This window comes from Streptomyces sp. M41 (genome assembly GCF_043673425.1).
In the GTDB taxonomy this organism is placed as follows: Bacteria; Actinomycetota; Actinomycetes; order Streptomycetales; family Streptomycetaceae; genus Streptomyces.
Genome location: NZ_JBIMKE010000008.1, coordinates 91359 through 113599 on the forward strand (window position 1 = coordinate 91359; position 22241 = coordinate 113599).

General features: G+C 70.5%; 17 protein-coding genes. 14 read left to right on the top strand and 3 right to left on the bottom strand.

All coding sequences use genetic code 11. The features are described 5' to 3' along the window. The 11 genes from ACHBTE_RS13565 to ACHBTE_RS13615 all read left to right on the top strand — a co-directional run bounded on the left by ACHBTE_RS13565 (nt 1) and on the right by ACHBTE_RS13615 (nt 13501). Entirely contained in the window at nt 1-1503 is a 1503-nt protein-coding gene (locus tag ACHBTE_RS13565) for a bifunctional folylpolyglutamate synthase/dihydrofolate synthase (protein WP_394724013.1), read from the top strand. Between the two features lie 7 nt (nt 1504-1510). Next, entirely contained in the window at nt 1511-1867 is a 357-nt protein-coding gene (locus ACHBTE_RS13570) for a DUF4233 domain-containing protein (RefSeq protein WP_394724014.1), read from the top strand. Nucleotides 1868-1949: 82 nt separating this feature from the next. After that, complete coding sequence (ndk, locus tag ACHBTE_RS13575) at nt 1950-2363, top strand: nucleoside-diphosphate kinase (protein ID WP_030943193.1); 414 nt, start codon at nt 1950-1952, stop codon at nt 2361-2363. 268 nt (nt 2364-2631) lie between these two features. Continuing rightward, on the top strand, nt 2632-3651 hold the full coding sequence (locus ACHBTE_RS13580; protein WP_004931372.1) for a rod shape-determining protein: 1020 nt from the start codon (nt 2632-2634) through the stop codon (nt 3649-3651). A 148-nt stretch (nt 3652-3799) separates the two neighbouring features. Continuing rightward, a complete protein-coding gene (mreC, locus tag ACHBTE_RS13585; protein WP_394724015.1) occupies nt 3800-4855 on the top strand; it encodes a rod shape-determining protein MreC in 1056 nt (351 codons plus the stop codon). A gap of 13 nt (nt 4856-4868) precedes the next feature. Next, the gene (mreD, locus tag ACHBTE_RS13590) at nt 4869-5549 is read left to right on the top strand and encodes a rod shape-determining protein MreD (RefSeq protein ID WP_394724016.1); all 681 of its coding nucleotides are present in this window, start codon (nt 4869-4871) and stop codon (nt 5547-5549) included. A 136-nt stretch (nt 5550-5685) separates the two neighbouring features. Then, entirely contained in the window at nt 5686-7962 is a 2277-nt protein-coding gene (mrdA, locus tag ACHBTE_RS13595) for a penicillin-binding protein 2 (protein ID WP_394724017.1), read from the top strand. Then, nucleotides 7959-9158 carry a rod shape-determining protein RodA gene (rodA, locus tag ACHBTE_RS13600; protein WP_394724018.1) on the top strand — a complete coding sequence of 400 codons (1200 nt, stop codon included), beginning with the start codon at nt 7959-7961 and terminating at the stop codon, nt 9156-9158. The genes mrdA and rodA overlap by 4 nt, the downstream gene beginning before the upstream one ends. A 67-nt stretch (nt 9159-9225) precedes the next feature. Further along, nucleotides 9226-10725 carry a CHAD domain-containing protein gene (locus ACHBTE_RS13605; protein ID WP_394724019.1) on the top strand — a complete coding sequence of 500 codons (1500 nt, stop codon included), beginning with the start codon at nt 9226-9228 and terminating at the stop codon, nt 10723-10725. Between the two features lie 150 nt (nt 10726-10875). Beyond that, nucleotides 10876-12849, top strand: a complete 1974-nt coding sequence (locus ACHBTE_RS13610) for a TIGR03960 family B12-binding radical SAM protein (protein WP_394724020.1) — start codon at nt 10876-10878, stop codon at nt 12847-12849. A gap of 253 nt (nt 12850-13102) precedes the next feature. Next, complete coding sequence (locus tag ACHBTE_RS13615) at nt 13103-13501, top strand: hypothetical protein (protein ID WP_394724021.1); 399 nt, start codon at nt 13103-13105, stop codon at nt 13499-13501. 15 nt (nt 13502-13516) lie between these two features. On the opposite strand, the gene ACHBTE_RS13620 is transcribed toward ACHBTE_RS13615, so the two are convergent. The 3 genes from ACHBTE_RS13620 to ACHBTE_RS13630 all read right to left on the bottom strand — a co-directional run bounded on the left by ACHBTE_RS13620 (nt 13517) and on the right by ACHBTE_RS13630 (nt 15539). Then, nucleotides 13517-14113, bottom strand: a complete 597-nt coding sequence (locus tag ACHBTE_RS13620) for a dihydrofolate reductase family protein (protein ID WP_394724022.1) — start codon at nt 14111-14113, stop codon at nt 13517-13519. Between the two features lie 166 nt (nt 14114-14279). Next, nucleotides 14280-14792, bottom strand: a complete 513-nt coding sequence (locus tag ACHBTE_RS13625; RefSeq protein ID WP_394724023.1) for a GNAT family N-acetyltransferase — start codon at nt 14790-14792, stop codon at nt 14280-14282. Between the two features lie 39 nt (nt 14793-14831). Beyond that, nucleotides 14832-15539: a hypothetical protein gene (locus tag ACHBTE_RS13630; RefSeq protein ID WP_394724024.1), complete on the bottom strand. Its 708-nt coding sequence runs from the start codon at nt 15537-15539 to the stop codon at nt 14832-14834. Nucleotides 15540-15728: 189 nt separating this feature from the next. On the opposite strand from ACHBTE_RS13630, the gene ACHBTE_RS13635 reads away from it, so the two are divergent. The 3 genes from ACHBTE_RS13635 to ACHBTE_RS13645 all read left to right on the top strand — a co-directional run bounded on the left by ACHBTE_RS13635 (nt 15729) and on the right by ACHBTE_RS13645 (nt 22011). Then, nucleotides 15729-16808, top strand: a complete 1080-nt coding sequence (locus ACHBTE_RS13635) for a hypothetical protein (RefSeq protein WP_394724170.1) — start codon at nt 15729-15731, stop codon at nt 16806-16808. A 48-nt stretch (nt 16809-16856) separates the two neighbouring features. Next, the gene (locus ACHBTE_RS13640; RefSeq protein ID WP_394724025.1) at nt 16857-17621 is read left to right on the top strand and encodes a TIGR03936 family radical SAM-associated protein; all 765 of its coding nucleotides are present in this window, start codon (nt 16857-16859) and stop codon (nt 17619-17621) included. 262 nt (nt 17622-17883) lie between these two features. Then, nucleotides 17884-22011: a ribonuclease E/G gene (locus tag ACHBTE_RS13645; RefSeq protein ID WP_394724026.1), complete on the top strand. Its 4128-nt coding sequence runs from the start codon at nt 17884-17886 to the stop codon at nt 22009-22011. The last annotated feature ends 230 nt before the right edge of the window (nt 22012-22241 follow it).

Consider the following 22241-nt stretch of genomic DNA (forward strand, 5'->3'; position numbering starts at 1 on the left):
GTGAGCGACCAGAACGAGCCCGACCCCCTCGACTCCTTCGAAGAGATCATCGCCGCCGAGACCGACCGCGACCCCGATCTCGCGGTCATCGAGGCCGGCAGCCGCACCCTGCGCACCCAGGGCGGCCCGCCGCAGGCCGACGTGCCCGCGCGCCCCGAGGACCCCGAGGTCGACAAGGCCCTGCGCGAGGTCGAGGCGGAGCTGGCCACCCGGTGGGGCGAGACCAAGCTGGAGCCCTCGGTCAGCCGTATCGCCGCGCTCATGGACGTCCTGGGGGAGCCGCAGCGGTCGTACCCCTCGATCCACATCACCGGCACCAACGGCAAGACGTCGACGGCCCGCATGATCGAGGCCCTGCTCGGCGCCTTCGAGCTGCGCACCGGCCGCTACACCTCCCCGCACGTCCAGTCGATCACCGAGCGGATCAGCCTCGACGGCGCCGCGATCTCCGCCGAGCGGTTCATCGAGACGTATCAGGACATCAAGCCGTACATCGAGATGGTCGACGCCTCTCAGGAGTACCGCCTGTCCTTCTTCGAGGTGCTCACGGGCATGGCGTACGCCGCCTTCGCGGACGCGCCCGTCGACGTCGCGGTCGTCGAGGTCGGCATGGGCGGCTCCTGGGACGCCACCAATGTGATCGACGGTGACGTCGCCGTCGTGACCCCCATAGACCTCGACCACACCGACCGGCTCGGTGGCACCCCCGGCGAGATCGCCACCGAGAAGGCCGGCATCGTCAAGCAGGACGCCACCGTGATCATGGCCCAGCAGCCGGTGGACGCCGCCCAGGTGCTGCTGAAGAAGGCCGTGGAGGTCAATGCCACGGTCGCCCGCGAGGGCCTGGAGTTCGGCGTCGTCTCGCGCCAGGTCGCCGTCGGCGGACAGTTGGCCACACTTCGCGGACTGGGCGGGGAGTACCCCGAGGTGTACCTGCCGCTGCACGGCGCGCACCAGGCGCACAACGCCGCCGTCGCGCTCGCCGCGGTCGAGGCGTTCTTCGGCGTCGGCGCCGCCCGCGCCGAACCGCTCGACATCGACACGGTCCGCAAGGCCTTCGCCGCCGTCGCCTCGCCGGGGCGGATGGAGGTCGTACGGCGCTCTCCGACCGTCGTGCTGGACGCCGCCCACAATCCGGCCGGCGCCCGGGTCACAGCCGAGGCGGTGGGGGAGGCGTTCGACTTCAGCCGGCTGATCGGTGTCGTCGGCGCGAGCGGCGACAAGAACGTCCGGGGGCTGCTGGAGGCCTTCGAGCCGATCTTCGCCGAGGTCGTCGTCACCCAGAACTCCTCGCACCGTGCCATGGACGCCGACGAACTCGCCGCCATCGCCGTCGAGGTGTTCGGCGACGAGCGCGTACAGGTCGAGCCGAGGCTGCCGGACGCTCTGGAGGCCGCGATCACGCTGGCCGAGGAGGAAGGCGAGTTCGCGGGCGGCGGGGTGCTCGTCACCGGGTCCGTCATCACCGTCGGGGAAGCCCGGCTGCTGCTGGGGAAGGGCTGAGTCAAGCATGCGTACGCTCTGTTCCTCGACGCTGATCGGCGAGTTCTTCGTCATCGGCTTCGCCGGCCTGGTCGCGATGAAGGACCCCGATCTGTCCATGACGCAGGTGTGGACGGTCAGCGGCATCGCGATGTTCCTGTGCGTGGTGCTGTGCGGGATGGTGACCCGCCCCGGCGGTGTCGCTCTCGGCTGGGCCCTCCAGATCGCCCTCATCGCCTCCGGCTTCGTCGTCCCCATGATGTTCTTCCTGGGCGTGGTCTTCGCGGCGCTGTGGTGGGCCTCGGTGCACTTCGGCCGGAAGGTCGACGAGGCAAAGGCCAGATTCGCCGCGCAGGGCGACTCCTCCACCCCTGACGCTGCGTAACAGGGCGCCGGACACGCCCTGTAACCTCATCCCACCGCACACCGGCATCCACCGCACACCGGCAGTAAGAAGGAGCCCTCCCGTGACCCAGCGCACCCTCGTCCTCCTCAAGCCCGACGCCGTCCGTCGAGGCCTGACCGGCGAGATCATCAGCCGCATCGAGCGCAAGGCCGGCTGGCAGATCACCGCGCTGGAGCTGCGCACCCTGGACCAGGAGACGCTGGAGCAGCACTACGGCGAGCACAAGGGCAAGCCCTTCTACGAGCCGCTGGTGGAGTTCATGGCCTCCGGTCCGGTCGTCGCCCTGATCGTCGAGGGCGAGCGGGTCATCGAGGGGCTGCGCGCCCTCGCCGGCCCGACCGACCCGATCGCCGCGGCGCCCGGCTCCATCCGCGGCGACTACGGCGTGATCGTGCGTGAGAACCTCATCCACGCCTCCGACTCCGAGGAGTCCGCCGAGCGCGAGGTGAAGATCTTCTTCCCGGGCCGCGCCTGAGCCCCGTATCACGGCCCTATCTGGGGCGGTCGTAGAATTCCGGCCGCCCCGCGGCATATGCGTGGCGATCGAGGGAACGAGTGCCCCCGATGGCCCGTCTCCACAAGCGGGGCGGCTCGCCATCTGCTGACAATGGCGAAGACCCTCCCGCAGTGTTCGCGAAGGCGCGTCTACGATGGAAGCCTTCACGTCACAGCACCCACTTCGCCGTCCTGAAAAGCCGTCAAAAGCTCCCAGGAAGGCCAGACGAATCCTGATGGGGAACTCAATGTCGTTCATCGGCCGTGACATGGCTGTCGACCTCGGGACCGCCAACACGCTGGTGTACGTCAGGGGCCGAGGGATCGTACTCAACGAGCCGTCCGTCGTCGCGATCAACACCAACACCGGTGGCATCCTCGCGGTCGGGGCCGAAGCGAAGAAGATGATCGGGCGCACGCCCGGCAACATCGTTGCCGTCCGCCCGCTGAAGGACGGCGTGATCGCCGACTTCGAGATCACCGAGCGGATGCTCCGCTACTTCATCCTGAAGATCCACAAGCGGCGGTATCTGGCTCGTCCGCGGGTCGTCGTCTGTGTGCCCTCGGGCATCACCGGCGTCGAGCGCCGCGCCGTCATCGAGGCGTCGTCCCAGGCCGGCGCCCGCCAGGTGCACATCATCGAGGAGCCCATGGCCGCCGCCATCGGCTCCGGCCTGCCGGTCCACGAGGCCACGGGCAACATGGTGGTCGACATCGGCGGCGGCACCACGGAGGTCGCGGTCATCTCCCTCGGCGGCATCGTCACCGCCCAGTCCATCCGCGTCGCGGGCGACGAACTGGACAACGCGATCATCCAGCACATCAAGAAGGAGTACTCCCTTCTGCTGGGTGAGCGCACGGCCGAACAGATCAAGATCACGATCGGTTCGGCGTACGACCTCGACGCCGACGAGCACACCGAAATCCGCGGCCGGGACCTCGTCTCCGGACTGCCGAAGACCGTCGTCATCTCCGCGGCCGAAGTACGCAAGGCCATCGAGGAACCGGTCAATGCGATCGTCGACGCCGTGAAGACGACCCTCGACAAGTGCCCGCCGGAGCTCTCCGGCGACATCATGGACCGAGGAATCGTTCTGACCGGCGGCGGAGCGCTGTTGCGCGGTCTCGACGAGCGGCTGCGGCGGGAGACCGGCATGCCGATCCACATCGCCGAGGACCCGCTGGACAGCGTCGCGCTCGGCTCCGGCAAATGCGTCGAGGAGTTCGAGGCGTTGCAGCAGGTGCTGGACGCCCAGCCGCGCAGATGACGTAACTCTTCGATTCCGCCGTACGGGACGACCCCCTCTCGTACGGCGGATCGTTGGTATAGAGGCATAAGCTCGCCCATAAAGCCTCTGCACATGTGAACACCCAAACCTCTGCACATTCCTATGAGGAAAGGCACGGCCGCCGCACGTGAGGGACACACGAGAGAGTCGGCTGCTCCTGGTGCTGCTGATCGCCATCGCGTTCGCATTGATCACGGTGGACATCCGCGGCGGTGAGGACTCCCCGGTCGACGGCGCCCGCTCCGCGGCGGCAGCGGCCTTCGGGCCGATCGAGAGCGGCGTGTCCTCGGCGGTCGACCCGGTCGGCAACGCGGTCGCCGCGATCCGCGACTCCGGCGAGCGCCACGACCGGCTCGCCCGGCTGGAGCAGGAGAACGCCGCCCTCAAGGCGAAACTCGGCAGCGACGACCGCAGCCGCAGCCGGCTCAAGCAGCTCGACAAGATGCTGAAGATCGCCGGCGAGGGCCAGTACGGCATCAAGGGCGCCCAGGTCATCGCCATAGGAGCGGCCCAGGGCTTCTCCTGGACCATCACCATCGACGCCGGCGCCAACGACGGCCTCGAGCGCGACATGACCGTACTGAACGGGGACGGCCTGGTCGGGCGGGTGACGACGGTCGGGCCCAACACCGCGACCGTGCTCCTCGCCAGCGACCCCGACTTCACCGTCGGCACCCGCATGGAGTCCAGCGACGAACTCGGCTTCGCCTCCGGCCAGGGTGACCGCCCGCTGCGCGTCGAACTCCTCAACGGCAAGGCCGAGGTGAAGAAGGGCGACCGCCTGGTCACCTTCGGTTCGCAGGCCGACAAGCCCTTCGTGCCTGGCGTCCCCGTCGGCGTCGTCTCCCGCGTCGACCCGTCCGGCGGCAACCTGACCCGCACCCTCTACGTCACGCCGTACGTCGCCTTCAGCAAGCTCGACATCGTCGGCGTCGTCGTCCAGGCGCCCGCCAAGGACCCGCGCGACACGGTGCTCCCGGACAAACCGAAGCCGAAGCCCCGGCCGACCGTGACGGTCACCGTCACACCGGGCGCCGACGCCCCGGGCGACGGCCAGAACCAGCCGCAGCCGCAGGCCGACGGTCTGAGCGAGCCTCGGATCGAGGGGCAGGACGAGCCGGGGACCGACGGGCAGTACCAACCTCCGGCCGACGGCCAGAACCAGTACGAGCAAGAGCAGTAGGAGCTGAAGCCTGATGCGCGTCAACCGAATCCTGCTCTCCTCCTCGCTGATCGTCGTAGCCCTGGTGCTCCAGGTGAGCGTCCTCGCCCGCCTGCACCTCCCGGGCGCCGTCCCCGACCTGCTGCTCCTGACCGTCCTGGGCCTCGCCCTGGTCTACGGCCATGTCGGCGGCGCCCTCGTCGGTTTCGGCGCCGGACTCCTCGCCGACCTCGCCCCGCCCGCCGACCACGCCGCCGGCCGCTACGCGCTGGTGCTGTGCGTCATCGGCTATCTCGCCGGGCTCGTCAAACCGGAGAACGGCCGGCTGAAGTCGGCCACCGCGCCGATGGTGGTCGTGGTCGCCGCCGCGATCGGCTCGACCCTGCTGTACGCCGGTGTCGGCGCCCTCGTCGGCGACACCGCCGCCCGCCACGTCGGCCTCGGCAGCCTGCTGTTCACGGCCGCGCTGTACGACCTGCTGCTCGCGCCGTTCGTCGTCCCCGGGATCATGGCGCTGGCCCGGCGCGCGGAGAACGACCCGCTGGCCGAGACCAACTCCCAGGCGAAGAAGCCCAGCATCTCCTCCGGCTGGCTCTCCGGCGGCACGGGCCTGCGCATTGGCGGCCAGCGCGGCGGGCTGGGCAGCCTGAAGGTGAAGGCCGTACGGGCCAAGACGGCACGCGCCGGACGCATCAAGGGGGTCAAGCGGCTGTGACCGCACAAGAGTTCACCGGAACGGGTGACGATCACCGGAACTGCGCCGAGCGAGCCGGTCGTTCCTCACTCGTACACAGCCGGCCGTCGCCCGGCCACGCCGAATCGTCCAAGCGCTGAGAGGGGGAGCGACAGACGTGACCAACATCCCCGAGACGGGCCGCACGCCACGCGTCCAGATCCGGCTCGTCGTCATCCAGATCCTCGTCCTCTCCCTCCTCGGCACCCTCGGCGGCCGTCTCTGGTACCTCCAGATCCGCGAGGGCGACGCCTACGCCAAGGAGGCGTCGGGCAACCACGTCCAGCAGGTCGTCCAGCCGGCCGTCCGCGGCTCCATCCTGGACGCCCGCGGGGTGGCGCTCGCCGACAACGAGACCCGACTGGTGGTCTCCGCCTCCCGCACGGACCTGCTGAAGATGCCGGACGACGGCAAGGCCGTACTGGCCAAGCTGGCCGGTGTGCTGGGCATGACGCCCAAGGAGGTCCAGGAGAAGGTCCGGCTGTGCGACGCCGAAACCCCCCAGCCCTGCTGGAACGGCTCGCCGTACCAGCCGATCCCCATCACGGACGAGGCCACGCCCAAGCAGGCGCTCCAGATCCGTGAGCGGGCGGAGGACTTCCCCGGCATCACCGCGGAGCCGCAGGCCATGCGCCGCTACCCCAGCCCCGGCGCGGCCAACACCGCCCAGGTCCTCGGCTATCTCTCGCCGGTCACCGACGAGGAGATCAAGCAGGCGCAGGACAGCAACTCCCCGTATCTGCGCTCCGACCAGGTGGGGCGCTCGGGCCTGGAGCGCCAGTACGACAAGGCACTGCGCGGCAAGGCGGGCGTGACCCGGTACGAGGTGGACAACCTGGGCCGGGTGATCGGCCAGGCCAAGGCGGACCCGGCCCAGGCCGGCTCCAACCTCGTCACCAGCCTCGACGCCCGGGTGCAGCGCGTCGCCGAGTACGAGCTCAACCAGGCGATGAAGGACGCCCGCAAGGAGTGGGACCGCAACACCAACGAGCGCTACAAGGCCGACTCGGGCGCCGTCGTGGTGATGGAGGCCAAGACCGGCCGCATCGTCGCCATGGCGTCCAACCCGTCCTACGACCCCAACGCGTGGGTGGGCGGCATCTCCGCCAAAGACTACAAGCGGCTCACCGGCAAGTCCTCCAACTACCCCCTGCTCAACCGCGCCATCCAGGGCCAGTCCGCCCCGGGCTCCGTCTTCAAGGTGATCCCGACGGCCGCCGCGGTCAACGCCGGGTACTCCTTCAACGGCCCCTACCAGTGCTCGAGCTCCTACTCGATCGGCGGCCAGGTCTTCAAGAACTTCGAGTCCAAGGGATACGGCCCGATCAGCCTCGGCCGGGCCCTGGAGGTCTCCTGCGACACCGTCTTCTACCGGCTCTCCCACGAGGAGTGGAAGCGCGACGGCGGCACCAAGCCGAAGAAGAACGCCAACGACTGGTTCTACAAGACCGCCCACCAGTTCGGCCTCGGCGCGGAGACCGGCATCGACCTGCCCAACGAGGTCACCGGCCGCGTCCCCGACCGCAAGTGGAAGCAGGACTACTGGAAGGCCAACAAGGACGCCTGGTGCAAGTACGGCAAGAAGGGCGGCTCGTACGCCGAGCAGATCGCCTACGAGAACTGCCTCGAAGGCAACCGGATGCGCGCCGGTGACTCCGTGAACTACTCCATCGGGCAGGGCGACACCCTGGTCACCCCGATCCAGATGGCCACCATCTACGCGGCCATCTCCAACGGCGGCACCCTGTACGACCCGACCGTCGGCAAGGCGGTCATCAGCGCCGACGGCAGGACCGTCCAGGAGATCAAGCCCAAGTCGCACGGCAAGCTGCCCATAAGCAAGCAGACGCTGGCCGAGATGGACGACGCCCTCGCCGGCGTCGCCACCCGCGGTACGGCCGCCTGGCGGTTCGCGGACGTCGGCTGGCCCCAGGACAAGATCCCGATGCACGCCAAGACCGGTACCGCGGAGGTCTACGGCAAGCAGACGACCTCGTGGTTCACGACGTACACCGATGACTACGCCGTCGTCATGACGATCTCCCAGGGTGGTACGGGCTCCGGCGCCTCGGGTCCCGCCGTCCGCAACATCTACGACGCGCTGTACGGCGTCTCCGACGACGGCACGATCAACAAGAAGAACGCGCTGCTGCCGACACCCCTGAAGAAGCTGCCGAAGGTCCGCACCGACGGGACCATCGCCTCGCCGAAGGTCGGCAAGGACCCGGCGAAGGAGCAGCGGGCCAGCCAGAAGGGCGAGGACGCGCCCGACGAGCAGCGGCTCGCCGGGACGGTGTCGACGCCTTCGCCCGAGAACCGCGACACCCGGCGCCGACGGCGCGGGAGCCGTGGACGCGGAGACTGTGGCCGAGGAAGCCGGAGGATGCTCACATGACCGGCGCCAACAGCTTCCAGGTCTCCGGATACGGGCCCGAACGGGCGGGCTGGACCCGGCTGCTCGCCCGTGACTCGCTGGCCCGCCGGCTCGACTGGCCGATGCTGCTGGCGGCACTGGCCCTGTCGCTGCTCGGCACGCTCCTCGTCTACTCGGCGACCCGCAACCGCACCGAGCTAAACCAGGGCGACCAGTACTACTTCCTGGTCCGGCACCTGCTGAACACCGGCATCGGCCTGGCCCTGATGGTCGGCACCGTCTGGCTCGGCCACCGCACGCTGCGCACGGCCGTGCCCATCCTGTACGGCGTCTCGGTCTTCCTGATCCTGCTGGTGCTCACCCCGCTCGGCTCCACGATCAACGGCGCCCACTCCTGGATCAAGCTCCCCGGCGGCTTCTCCCTCCAGCCCTCGGAGTTCGTGAAGGTCACGATCATCCTGGGCATGGCGATGCTGCTGGCGACGAGAGTGGACGCGGGGGACAAGCAGTACCCCGACCACCGCACCGTGATGCAGGCGCTCGGCCTGGCCGCCGTCCCGATGCTGATCGTGCTGCTCATGCCCGACCTCGGCTCGGTCATGGTGATGGTGGTGATCGTGCTGGGCGTGCTGCTCGCGTCCGGCTCCTCCAACCGCTGGGTGTTCGGCCTGATCGGCACCGGCACCATCGGGGCGATCGCGGTCTGGCAGCTGGGCGTCCTGGACGACTACCAGATCGCCCGGTTCGCGGCCTTCGCCAACCCCGAGCTCGATCCGGCGGGTGTCGGCTACAACACCAACCAGGCGCGTATCGCGATCGGTTCGGGCGGGCTCACCGGATCCGGACTGTTCCACGGCTCGCAGACGACCGGCCAGTTCGTCCCCGAGCAGCAGACCGACTTCGTCTTCACCGTGGCGGGGGAGGAACTGGGCTTCATCGGCGGCGGGCTGATCATCCTGCTCCTCGGCGTCATCCTGTGGCGTGCCTGCCGGATCGCCCGCGAGACGACCGAGCTGTACGGGACGATCGTCGCGGCGGGCATCGTGGCGTGGTTCGCCTTCCAGTCGTTCGAGAACATCGGGATGACCCTGGGGATCATGCCGGTGACGGGTCTGCCGTTGCCGTTCGTGTCCTACGGGGGATCCTCGATGTTCGCGGTGTGGGTGGCGGTGGGGCTGCTCCAGTCGATCCGGGTGCAACGACCGATGTCGGCGTGAGCGGAGCCGGGACGTTCTTGGCCGGTTACACCTGTCGTCCCTCCTGAACTCCGATTAGATTCGGTTCATGGCGGACACGAAGCGTGAAATCGAGCGGAAGTATGAGTCCGACGACAGTGGCCTGCCCGATCTGACCGGCGTCGCCGGCGTCGCGGCCGTCATCGACAAGGGTGTCGCGGAACTGGACGCCACCTACTACGACACCGCGGACGAGCGTCTCGCCGCGTCCTCGATCACCCTGCGCCGCAGGACCGGCGGCTCCGACGCGGGCTGGCATCTCAAGTTCCCCGTCGCCCCCGGTGTGCGGGACGAGATCCAGGCCCCCCTCTCCGACACTCTGCCCGAGACCCTCGCCGGCCTGGTCCGCTCCCGGGTCCGGGACGCGGAGCTGGTGCCCGTGGTCCGGCTGCGCTCCGAACGGGACGTGCGCGACCTCGTGGACGTCGACGGCCGGGTGCTCGCCGAGGTCAGCGTGGACGGCGTACTCGCGCAACGGCTCGCCGGAGGGGACGGCAGCGCCCAGTGGACCGAGATCGAGGTGGAGCTGGCGGACGACGTCGACCCGGCCATCCTCGACAAGGTGGAGAAGCGGTTGCGTAAAGCAGGCGTACGGCCGTCGAAGTCGGCGTCGAAGCTCGCGCGGGCCCTGGCCGAGACCGCCCCGAAGCCCGCCCCCGCGTCCGCCGGGGAGCCCGTGACCGCGGGTGACCATGTGCTCGCGTACGTCCGCGTCCAGCGGGACGCGATCGTCGGGCTCGACCCCGCCGTACGCCGGGACGTGGAGGACTCCGTGCACAGCATGCGGGTTGCCACCCGCCGGATGCGCAGCACCTTCAAGTCGTTCGGCAAGGTCCTGGACCGGGCCGTCACCGACCCGATCGCCGACGAGCTGAAGTGGCTGGCCGGGGAGCTGGGCGTGGACCGGGACCGGGAGGTTTTGGACGAACGCCTGTCGGCGGCCCTCGGCGAGGTGCCCCACACGCTGGTGTCCGGCCCGGTCGCCGAGCGGCTGAGCCGCTGGGCGGGCGAGAGGCCCGGCGGGGCGAGCGGACGGCTGATCGGCGTCCTCGACTCCCGCCGCTACCTGGCCCTGCTCGACGCCCTGGACGGGGTGCTCACCGACCCGCCCCTGCTGAAGGCCGCGGGGAAGAAGCCCGGCAAGGTGCTCCCCAAGGCCGTACGGAAGGATTTCGGCAAGGTGGCCGCGCTGGTGGGGCAGGCGGTGGAACTGGACTGGGGCACCGACCGGGACGTCGCCATCCATGAGGCCCGCAAGAAGACCAAGCGCACCCGTTATGCGGCGGAGGCGGCGATTCCGGCTCTCGGCGGCCGGGCCAAGGACCTGGTGAAGTCGATGAAGGCCCTGCAGAACCTGCTCGGCGAGCACCAGGACAGCGTCATGGCCCGCCAGACCCTGCGCGAGCTGTCCGCGGTCGCGCACGCCGCGGGGGAGAGCGCCTTCACCTACGGGCTGCTGTACGGGCGTGAGGAACAGCGGGCGGTGACCGTGGAGGCCCAGCTGCCAGGGTTCTGGAAAGGGATCAAGGACGGGGCGGACGCCCTCTGAGCCGGGACGCCGTCCTCGGGCCCAGGACGCGATCCTCTGAACCCCAGGAAGTGATCATCTGAGCCCCAGGACGTGATGGGGGCGCCCGCGGTCGCGTTAGGCTAGATGGTCACCCCTGTCAGTTCAGTCCAGCTCACGAAGGTTCGCGAGATGTCTGCCGAAGCCGCTGCGGCCGCTGAGTCCGTGTTTCCGCAGCTCGAAGCTCTGCTCCCGCATGTGCAGAAGCCGATCCAGTACGTCGGCGGAGAGCTCAACTCCACGGTCAAGCCGTGGGAGTCCTGTGATGTCCGCTGGGCGCTCATGTACCCCGACGCCTACGAGGTCGGGCTGCCCAACCAGGGCGTCATGATCCTTTACGAGGTACTGAACGAGCAGGAGGGCGTCCTCGCCGAGCGCACGTACAGCGTGTGGCCGGACCTGGAGGCGCTGATGCGGGAGCACGACGTCCCGCAGTTCACGGTGGACAGCCACCGCCCGGTGAAGGCCTTCGACGTGTTCGGCCTGTCCTTCTCCACGGAACTCGGCTACACCAACATGCTCACGGCCCTGGACCTCGCGGGCATCCCCCTGGAGTCCAAGGACCGCACCCTCGACGACCCGATCGTCCTGGCCGGCGGCCATGCGGCCTTCAACCCCGAGCCGATCGCCGACTTCATCGACGCCGCCATCATCGGCGACGGCGAGCAGGCCGTGCTGGACATGACGGCGATCATCCGCGCCTGGAAGGCGGAGGGCTGCCCCGGCGGCCGCGAAGAGGTCCTCTTCCGCCTCGCGAGGACCGGCTCGGTCTACATCCCGGCGTTCTACGACGTCGAGTACCTCGCCGACGGCCGTATCGCCCGTGTCGTACCGAACAAGAGCGGTGTCCCGTGGCGCGTGTCCAAGCACACGGTCATGGACCTGGACGAGTGGCCGTACCCCAAGCAGCCCCTGGTCCCGCTGGCCGAGACGGTCCACGAGCGCATGTCGGTGGAGATCTTCCGCGGCTGCACCCGGGGCTGCCGCTTCTGCCAGGCGGGCATGATCACCCGCCCGGTCCGTGAGCGCTCCATCACCGGCATCGGCGAGATGGTCGACAAGGGCCTGAAGGCGACGGGCTTCGAGGAGGTCGGCCTCCTGTCCCTCTCCTCGGCCGACCACAGCGAGATCGGCGACATCGCCAAGGGCCTGGCGGACCGCTACGAGGAGGACAAGATCGGTCTGTCCCTCCCGTCGACCCGCGTGGACGCCTTCAACGTCGACCTGGCGAACGAGCTGACCCGCAACGGCCGCCGCTCGGGTCTGACCTTCGCCCCCGAGGGCGGCTCGGAGCGCATGCGCAAGGTCATCAACAAGATGGTCTCCGAGGACGACCTGATCCGCACGGTCTCCACCGCCTACGGCAACGGCTGGCGCCAGGTGAAGCTGTACTTCATGTGCGGCCTGCCGACCGAGACCGACGACGACGTCCTGCAGATCGCCGACATGGCGACGAAGGTCATCGCCAAGGGCCGCGAGGTCTCCCGCTCGAACGACATCCGCTGCACGGTCTCCATCGGCGGCTTCGTCCCCAAGCCCCACACCCCCTTCCAGTGGGCGCCGCAGCTCTCCGCCGAGGAGACGGACGCCCGCCTGGAGAAGCTCCGCGACAAGATCCGAGGCGACAAGAAGTACGGCCGCTCCATCGGTTTCCGCTACCACGACGGCAAGCCCGGCATCGTCGAGGGCCTGCTCTCCCGAGGCGACCGCCGCATCGGCGCCGTCATCCGCGCGGTCTACGACGACGGGGGCCGCTTCGACGGCTGGCGCGAGCACTTCTCGTACGACCGCTGGATGAGCTGCGCCGACAAGGCACTGGCCCCCTTCGGCGTGGACGTCGACTGGTACACCACCCGCGAGCGCACCTACGAGGAAGTCCTCCCCTGGGACCACCTCGACTCCGGCCTCGACAAGGACTGGCTCTGGGAGGACTGGCAGGACGCCCTCGACGAGACCGAGGTCGAGGACTGCCGCTGGACGCCGTGCTTCGACTGCGGGGTGTGCCCGCAGATGGACACGTCCATCCAGATCGGCCCGACCGGGAAGAAGCTGCTGCCGCTGACGGTCAAGAACGCGGCGGCTGCGCCTGGCGGGCACTCGCACTGAGGGGTTTTCCCCTGACTGGCCGATCCCGGTTCGCTGTGCGGCTCCTGCCTCCTTAGCGTTTGCGGCATGCGCTGCGGAGGAGGCCCGTATGTCGGCGAGTGACCCATCGGGTGGGGGAACGCGGGCGGGTGGTCCGCAATGGGGCTCCCGCCCGGGCGGCTTCGATCAGCCGGTAGGGGCATGGGTGCCTCCTTCCGGGCCGCCGCAGAAGAGACGGCGGGGTCGTGGCTGTCTCTGGGGCTGCGCAGGAGCTGTGGCTGCGGTCGTCGTCATCGGCGTCGTCGTCCTGGCGGTTGCGCTGCGGGACGGCGATGAGAGCACCACGCCCGCGCTGAGTACGACCAGCACCCCGAAGGAGCCCCGGGGTGAACGGGCCGACCTCATAAGTTTCGAGCTGGACGACCGCTCGGAAGCCGGAATCGTCAACATCTGGCTCGTGTGGACGATCAAGAACAGTAGTAGTGAGAAGTCCGACTACTCGTGGGAGTGGGAGGCGGTCGATGCCGGTGGTACTCGCGTGGCGAACGGGTCGCAGTTTGAGACCGACGTGCGGCCCGGGCAGTCCGCCCGGGGCGAGTACTTCACGACGCTCAAGGGCGTGAAGGGCATCGAACTCAACATCACCAGCTTCGACCGCACTGCCAGTTCCTGAACCGAGCTCCGCCGACTAGTCGGTGATGCGTGTGTACGTGAGGAACAGCGCTCCGCTCTTCAGGGCGGTGTGGGACGTGAGTTCCCAGCGGGTTGGATCGAAGGTGGCCTTGTGGGAGAAGAGGGGAATCCCGGCACCGATGGTCAGCGGTCCCACCTTGAGGATCAGCTGATCGATCTCGGTGTACAGGGAATCGGCCAGCTCCCCGCCACCGATCAACCAGATGTCCTTGCCGGCCTCTTGCTTCAGCTCCCGTACCTTCGCCACCGGATCGTCGGCCACCAGTTCGACGGCGGGGTCCGGGCTCTCCTGGAGGGTGCGGGAGAAGACGAGGTGGCGCAGGTGTGGGTAGGCGTTTGTGATTCCGGCCGCGAGGCCGATCTCGTAGGTGCGCCGGCCCTCGAGGACGGTGTCGAAGTGTGTTCCTTCCGCCGTGACCGACAGGGCCGCCCGGGCCGGGGCGGGCAGAGTTTCCGGGTACTCGGTCACGAGGTGCTGGATGTAGTCGTCCGGGATCGGCCAGAAGCCGTTCGGACCGGTTGGATCGGCGCCGTCCGGCCCGGCGATGAAACCGTCGAGCGTGGTGGCGATGTAGTAGACGAGCCTGCGCACGGATGGCCTTTCGTCGATCGGCTGCGATGGTGCGGCTCGAAGCGACCGTGCGTGCAGCGTTGATGACGGCCCCCCGATCGCATGCGTGGTGATCATCGCATGGGGCGTGGCTCCGCGGCGGGAAACGGGAGGGATGGGTGCGCCGGTCGGTGATCGCTCCTTTCGCCTACGCGAGTTCCTTCTCCAGCAGGGTGAAGGACTTGGGTGTTCCGCCCGGTTGGGGCTTGCCCTCCTTGCGGCCGACGACCCGGTAACCGGCGTCCCGGTAGTAGGCGTTGAGCGGGGCGTTGCTTTCCAGGCAGTCCAGGGGGACGTGTGTCCGGCCCGCCGCTGCCACTCGGTCTTCCGCGGCCCGCAGCAGTCGCCGTCCCGTCCCGGGTGGTGCGGTGGCCCGGTCCACCATGAGCCGGTGCACATAACCGGCCACGGGCGGCTGGGGGCCCCAGGCGGCTTCGTCCTCCCACCACACCTCCCAGGCGCCGGCGATGTGGCCGTCGGTCTCCGCGAGCCAGACCTCGCCGTGAGCCATGGTCCGGCGGAAGTGCTCCTCGTCGAGTTCCCCGGGCTGCCACTGGCCGGTGATGCCCCGGGTCAGCATCCAGCGGGCGGCGTCGTCGCGCAGGCGGACCAGGGCTGTCAGATCGGGCTCGGCCGCCGGGCGGACGTGTAGATCATCCATCGAGCGAGCATCGCACAAGCGTTCCCTGGGGATCTGTTGTCACGGTGATCGCGAGACGTCGTGCAGTGCGACGCTGATCTCCCGCAGGCGTTCCTCCGGCATGGCGAAGGTATTGGCGGGGTTTCGGAAGGAGTGGCCGCCGTCGTTGACGCGGACGCCGTGGGTCGAACTCCAGTGCGCGCGGGCCCATTGGCCCTGCTTCTCCAGAAGCATCCCCGCCAGTTCGGCGGGCTCCTCGATCACGGTGAGTGCGGTGAGCGCAGCTGTGAGGATCGTGGCCGCGTCGTCCGGCAGTTGTGCGTCGCCGAGGGTGGGGAAGAGGAGCAGGAGTCGGGCGTCCGGGTCGCGGATGCCTTGCGCCGTCGGTCGTCGAGCGGTGGACACCAGTTCCGGCCAGGCCATGCCGGGGCCCATGAAGTGACCGTCGTCGACCGCCAGCTCCTCGGCTTCGGGCCACGTCGGGTGATGTATCAGGTAGTCCACCCCTCGCTCGCCCTCGTCATTGCGGTAGACGATGTGGATGGTGTGGCCGGAGCGCAAGGGCACCTCGAAGACCGGCCACTGGTGCTCGGCCGACAGCGCGCGCTGCAGCTCCATGGCCGCGTCCCAGTCGGCACCGAACGCGACTCGCTGAGCGTCCTCGCCGCGCAGGCAGCTGCCGAGGTGCACCGGCCAGAACAGGGGGCTGTCCAGGTAGGCGCCGCCCTGGACGAGGGGGCCGTCCGCGTATCCGGGGATCTTGAGCACCCGAGGATGATGGCACGGGGGACTGACACTGCTCACTGACACCGTGCCCGGTCGTCGTGGTCCGTGACGCCGGGCGTGGGGTGTGACGCCTGGCCGATGCCCGTCGCCAGGCACGGTGATCTTCGGCACTACCGCCCGGTGATTCTCGCCGTCTGCATCCGGCCACGTCGTACCGGCGTCTACGACGGTATGGATCTCGAAAAGCCGTCGGCGCGACGGCAGGAGCCCGAGGGCTGCCTGGTCGTCGCCATACGTCTTCCCGTGCGGATCGTCGCGCTGCTGGTGGTCGTGCCGGTGCGGATGGCGTGGGACGCGCTTGTCGTTGCGGGACGGTTCTTGAACGACACCGTGCTGCGGCCGTTGGGACGGGCCCTGCTTTGGCTGGGGCGGGCGGTGTTCGTGTGGCCGTTCGTGGGGTTGTGGCGGTATGTGCTCGTACCCCTCGGCACGGGGCTCGCCTGGCTGGGGAACGTCCTCCTCGTCGTGCCCGCCGTATGGCTGTACCGGTATGTGCTGACTCCGTCGGGGCACGCGTGCGCGTGGCTGGGGCGTGGGGTCCTGGCCGGGCTCGCGTGGCTGTACGCGCGCGTGCTCACGCCGATCGGGCATGCGCTGATGTGGGTCCTGAAGGGGCTCGGTGCGGTGTTCGCCGCGATCGGGCTCGGTGTGTTCGGCGCCCTCGCCTGGCTGGGGCGGTACCTCGTCGTCGTTCCGGCCGTGTGGGTGTACCAGTGGGTGCTCGCGCCGGTCGGGCGGGCCGTGAGCGCGGTCGTCACCGGGATCGGGGTCGCGCTGTACTGGACCGTGCGCGTGCTGTTCGTGCTGCCCGCGGTGGGGTTGTACCGGTGGGTCCTGGCGCCCGTCGGGCGGGTGCTCGCCGTGCTCGGGCGGGAGATCCGGGACGCGCTCGGGCACGCGTGGCGGGTCGCCGGGCGGATCTCGCTCGCCGTCGGCAGGTTCCTGGCCGGCCTCTTCCGGTGGATTTTCGTCGAGCCGGTGCGCTGGGTGTACCGCACGGTGCTCACGCCGGTCGGGCACGCCGTCCGCGACGCCGTGCTGCGGCCCGTCGCCGATGCCGCCCGCAGCGTGGGCCGGGCCACCCGGCAGGCCCTCACCGCCGCCCGCGACTCCGTACGGCAGGCGCGCGCCGACGTCCGGCGGATGCTGTTCGGGGAGCCGCGGCAGCGGGAGGCGGTGGCCCGGCGGGAACCTACGGGCCGCGAGACACGTACTCTTGGTAGCAGTACGACCGCTCTCACGAAGGACTGAACGACACTGGGCAAGCGACAGCCCGAAGGCCCGCCGCCCGCACCCGCGGTGCAGCGCATCCGACTGCGCTACACCAAGCGCGGCCGCCTCCGGTTCACCAGCCACCGTGACTTCCAGCGCGCCTTCGAGCGTGCGCTGCGCCGTGCCGAGGTGCCGATGGCGTACTCGGCGGGGTTCACGCCGCATCCGAAGGTGTCGTACGCCAATGCCGCACCCACCGGCACGGGCAGTGAGGCGGAGTATTTGGAGATCGCGCTCACCAAGGCGCGGGATCCCGAGAAGCTGAGGGTTCTCCTCGACGAGTCGCTGCCCACCGGCCTCGACATCGTCGATGCGGTCGAGGCCCGGACCTCGGGGCTCGCCGACCGGCTCACCGCTTCCGTCTGGGAGCTGCGGCTGGACGGCGTGGAACCGGCCGAGGCCGAGCGAGCCGTGGCGGCCTTCAACGCCGCCGAGGCGGTCGAGGTCCAGCGGATGACCAAGAACGGCGTCCGGACCTTCGACGCCCGCCCCGCGGTCGTACAACTTGAAACACAGAGTGAAACGGCTGATAGGCCGACCGACCAGCCCTGTGCGATACTGCGGCTGGTTGTTCGGCACGTGACGCCTGCCGTACGACCCGACGACGTCCTGTCCGGTCTCCGCGCCGTGGCCGACCTGGCGCCGCCGGTCCCCGCAGCGGTGACCAGGCTGGCGCAGGGGCTGTTCGATGAAGAGACCGGCACGGTGACCGACCCGCTCGCGCCTGACCGCGAGGCAGCGACGGCCCCAACCGAGGCCGAGACCGCTGCCGCCGCGACGGCGCCGGCGTAAGGAAGGTTCCGCGTAGGGACGGACGTCGAAGCGCCGCCCTCGTACTCGGGAGCCACCTGGGTCGGGCAGCGCACCGACCAGAAGACTTTCGCCAGGCCGTACGCATGAGGCGTACGGAACCGGCGAGACAGGACACAGAGAGCTCCCGTGCGGCGCCCGCGCCCCGGACGGCGGCAGTCGCGCACCGCGCGAGCCGCGGACGTCACCGGCACACCGCCGGACCAGGCGCGGCGCCCGGGAGCCTGACGGGAGAAACGCCCGCATGCTCGAACCGACCGAACCCACCGAGGGTTCCGAACTGAACACTCCCAGCGACACCCTGCCGCCGCGCCGGCGGCGTCGCGCCGCGTCCCGCCCGGCGGGACCCCCCACCGCTGCCGCCGAGGCGCAGCCCGCGGAGCTGGTCGAGCCGGCCGTACCGGCCGCCGATGTCGCTGATGTCGCCGATGCGGCGGCCGTGAGCGACGAGGCCGAGAAGCCCGACGAGAGTGTCGAGGCCGTCGAGGCCGACACGACCGCTGAGGCCGAGGAGGCCGTGGAAGCCGAGGAGACGGCGGAGCCCGCCGCCCCCGCGGCTCGTACGCGTCGGCGCGCGGTGCGCCGTGCGTCCACGCCCGTCGGGTCGCCGGCCGCAGCCGAGGCCGCCGAGACGGTGGTTCCCGCCACGGCCACCACGGCTGCCGTACCGGCCGCCGAGGAGCAGACCCCTGCCGCCGCCCAGGCCCCGGCCGAGGTGACCGAGGAGGCGGCCCCGCCCCGCACGCGTCGTCGCGCCACCCGCCGGGCTTCGGCGCCGGCCGGCGCTCCGGCCGCGGTGCAGAACGCCGCGACCGCCGAGAGCACCGACGGCACCGAGAGCGCCGCCGCGGACGCCGTGGTGGCCGAGCCCGCCGCGGACAGCGAAGAAGCTGCCCCGCGCCGGACGCGTCGCCGTGCCACCCGCCGTGTCTCCGCCCCGGCGGCCACTCCCGCCGCTGCCGACGAGACCGCTGAGACGGCCGAGATCGCGGAGGCCGCCGAGGCTGCCACCGTGCCGCAGGAACCCGCCGAGGCCGAGGCACCCGCCGTGGCGGCCGACGCCCCTGAGTCCGGTGAGACCGCGGAGGCCGCCGAGGCCGCCCCGCGTCGTTCACGTCGTCGCGCCACCCGCCGTACGGCCGCGCCCGCCGCTGCCGAAGAGGGGGCCGCCGCCGAGACCCCCGTGACCCCGGGTGCCGAGACCGAGGCCGCCGCGGTCACCGGTGTCGGCGCGCAGCCCGAGGCACCCGCGGCCGAGTCCGGCGAGGAGGCCGCCCCCCGGCGCCGTCGCCGGGTCGCCCGAGGGGCCGCGGGCGGGTTCGCCGAGCCCGGCCGGGCCGCCGCGTCCGAGGCTTCCGACGAGGCCCCGCGTCCGGCGCGGCCCGCAGTGGCCGTGTTCCAGGCGCCCGTGTTCACCGAACCGCAGTTCCAGACGCCCGAGCGTGCCGCGGCACAGGCCGCCGCCGAGGCGGAGACCGAGGACGCCGAGGAGCTCCAGGAGGAGCCGTCCGCGACGTCGAAGCGCCGTCGCCGGCGCCGTGGCGGTGGGTTCGGCGAGGACGCCGAGGCCCAGGGCACCGAGACCGAGACCGCGGCCGAGGACGAGTCCGAGGAGGCCGAGGAAGGCGCCGAGGACTCCGCGGACGGCGAGGAGAGCGAGGAGACCGGGTCGCGTCGCCGTCGTCGGCGCGGTGGCCGGCGCCGTCGTCGCGGTGAGGCCGCGGAGTCGGACGTCGAGGGCGCCGACGCCGAGACCGAGGACACCGCTGCCGCGCAGGCCGAGCAGGACGCCGAGGACACCGCCGAGCAGGAGGAAGAGGACGCCGAGGACGCCCGCGGCGAGGACGGCTCCGGGTCCAGTTCCTCCAGCCGTCGCCGTCGTCGTCGGCGCCGTCGCGCCGGGGACTCCGGTGTGGACACCGAGCCCGGCGACGGAGACCCCGAGCGCACCGTCGTCAAGGTCCGCGAGCCGCGTCCGAAGGCCGAGCCGTCCGACGAGGTGCAGTCCATCAAGGGCTCCACGCGCCTGGAGGCCAAGAAGCAGCGCCGCCGCGAAGGCCGTGAGCAGGGCCGCCGCCGCGTGCCGATCATCACCGAGGCCGAGTTCCTGGCCCGCCGTGAGGCTGTCGAGCGCGTGATGGTCGTCCGCCAGCACGGCGACCGTACGCAGATCGGCGTCCTCGAGGACAACGTGCTCGTCGAGCACTACGTCAACAAGGAGCAGTCGACCTCGTACGTCGGCAACGTCTACCTGGGCAAGGTCCAGAACGTGCTGCCGTCGATGGAGGCCGCCTTCATCGACATCGGCAAGGGCCGCAACGCGGTGCTCTACGCCGGTGAGGTCAACTTCGAAGCGCTCGGCATGGCCAACGGCCCGCGGCGCATCGAGTCCGCCCTGAAGTCCGGCCAGTCCGTGCTCGTCCAGGTCACCAAGGACCCGATCGGGCACAAGGGCGCCAGGCTCACCAGCCAGGTCTCTCTCCCCGGGCGCTACCTCGTGTACGTCCCCGAGGGCTCCATGACCGGCATCAGCCGCAAGCTGCCCGACACCGAGCGGGCCCGGCTGAAGACCATCCTCAAGAAGATCGTCCCCGAGGACGCGGGCGTCATCGTGCGTACCGCCGCCGAGGGCGCGAGCGAGGACGAGCTGCGCAGGGACGTCGAGAGGCTCCAGGCGCAGTGGGAGGACATCCAGAAGAAGGCCAAGAACGGCAACGCGCCGACGCTGCTGTACGGCGAGCCGGACATGACCGTCCGGGTCGTCCGGGACATCTTCAACGAGGACTTCTCCAAGGTCGTCGTCAGCGGTGACGAGGGCTGGGAGACCATCCACGGATACGTCTCGCACGTGGCGCCCGACCTGGCCGACCGGCTCCAGAAGTGGACCAGCGAGGTCGACGTCTTCGCCACGTACCGCATCGACGAGCAGCTCGCCAAGGCGCTGGACCGCAAGGTCTGGCTGCCCAGCGGCGGTTCGCTGGTGATCGACCGGACCGAGGCGATGGTCGTCGTCGACGTCAACACCGGCAAGTTCACCGGCCAGGGCGGCAACCTCGAGGAGACCGTCACCAGGAACAACCTGGAGGCGGCCGAGGAGATCGTCCGCCAGCTGCGGCTGCGTGACCTCGGCGGCATCATCGTCATCGACTTCATCGACATGGTGCTGGAGTCCAACCGGGACCTGGTGCTGCGGCGCCTGCTGGAGTGCCTGGGCCGGGACCGTACGAAGCACCAGGTCGCCGAGGTGACCTCGCTGGGCCTCGTGCAGATGACCCGCAAGCGGGTCGGCCAGGGCCTGCTGGAGTCCTTCTCCGAGACCTGCGTCCACTGCAACGGCCGCGGCGTCATCGTGCACATGGAGCAGCCGACGTCCGCCGGTGGCGGTGGCGGCGGCAAGCGCAAGAAGCGCGCGCGTGCCGGTGCCGGTCCTGAGCACGTCCACGAGGCGTCCGTCGCCACCGAGCCGGTCGAGACGGCCGAGGAGGAGGCGGAGTCCGAGGCCGAGGTCGCGGCCGAGGTCGCCGCGCCCGCCGCGCTCGCGGAGCCCGCCTTCGCGCCGGACGAGGAGCTGTACAGCAGCGTCGCCGAGGCGGAGGCCGCCGCCGGTCGCGGTGGTCGTTCGCGGCGGCGTGGCGGTCGGCGCGTGTCCGCCCCGGCGGGTGCGCCGAAGAAGCCCGAGGCGGCCCCCACGGCCCAGCACGTCACCGTCGAGGAGGAGGTCGCGCGTCCGGTGCAGCCGGAGTCGGCCACCGAGGCGAAGGCCGAGCCGGCCGCTGTGGAGGACGCGGTCGTCGAGACGCCGGCCGCGGCGACCACCCAGGCTCCGGCCGCCGACGAGGCCGCGCCCAAGGGACGTACGCGCCGTCGTGCGACCCGGAAGGTGTCGGCGCCCGCCGGGTCGCCCGCGGGGGCCGAGGCCGCCGTGGTGACGGTCGGCGAGACCACGCCCGAGCCGGTCGCCGAAGCCCCGGCCGAGGCTCCGGCGGAGCAGGCCGGGCAGGCTCCGGCCGAGGAGGTCACCGAGAGCGCCGCTCCCGCCCGTCCGCGGCGCCGTGCCGTGCGCAAGGCCACCGCGCCGACCGCGTCCGAGGAGACGGCCGTCGTGGTCGTGCCCGCGGCGGAGGCCGGCGAGCCGGAGGCCGCGGTGACCGCGCAGGAGGACGTCGAGGAGACGGCTCCGGCCAAGAAGACGGCCCGTAAGACGGCCAAGAAGGCCACCGCGAAGAAGGCCGCCACCAAGAAGACCGCGGCCAAGAAGACGGCCGCCAAGAAGGCGACGGCCAAGAAGGCGGCGAAGACGACCACCGCCAAGACGGCTGCCGCCAAGGCGACGGCGAAGAAGACCACGGTCTCTGCCGCCACCGACGAGTGACGCGTCTGACGCGTCGTGAGTGACGCGAGGTGCGGCCGGTCCATGTGACCGGCCGCACTGCGTCGGGGACCGGCCCGGTTTGACCCCCTCGGCCACGGCCCCGTAACCTTGACCCTCGGCGTGTCCGCAGATAAAGGACGCGCCACATCCTCGTAAACCTCTTCCTCCGGAGCACCGGGTGCTTTCGGAGAGGCCGCCCGGTTTTCCGGTGGCTGGACTGCGAGGGTGCC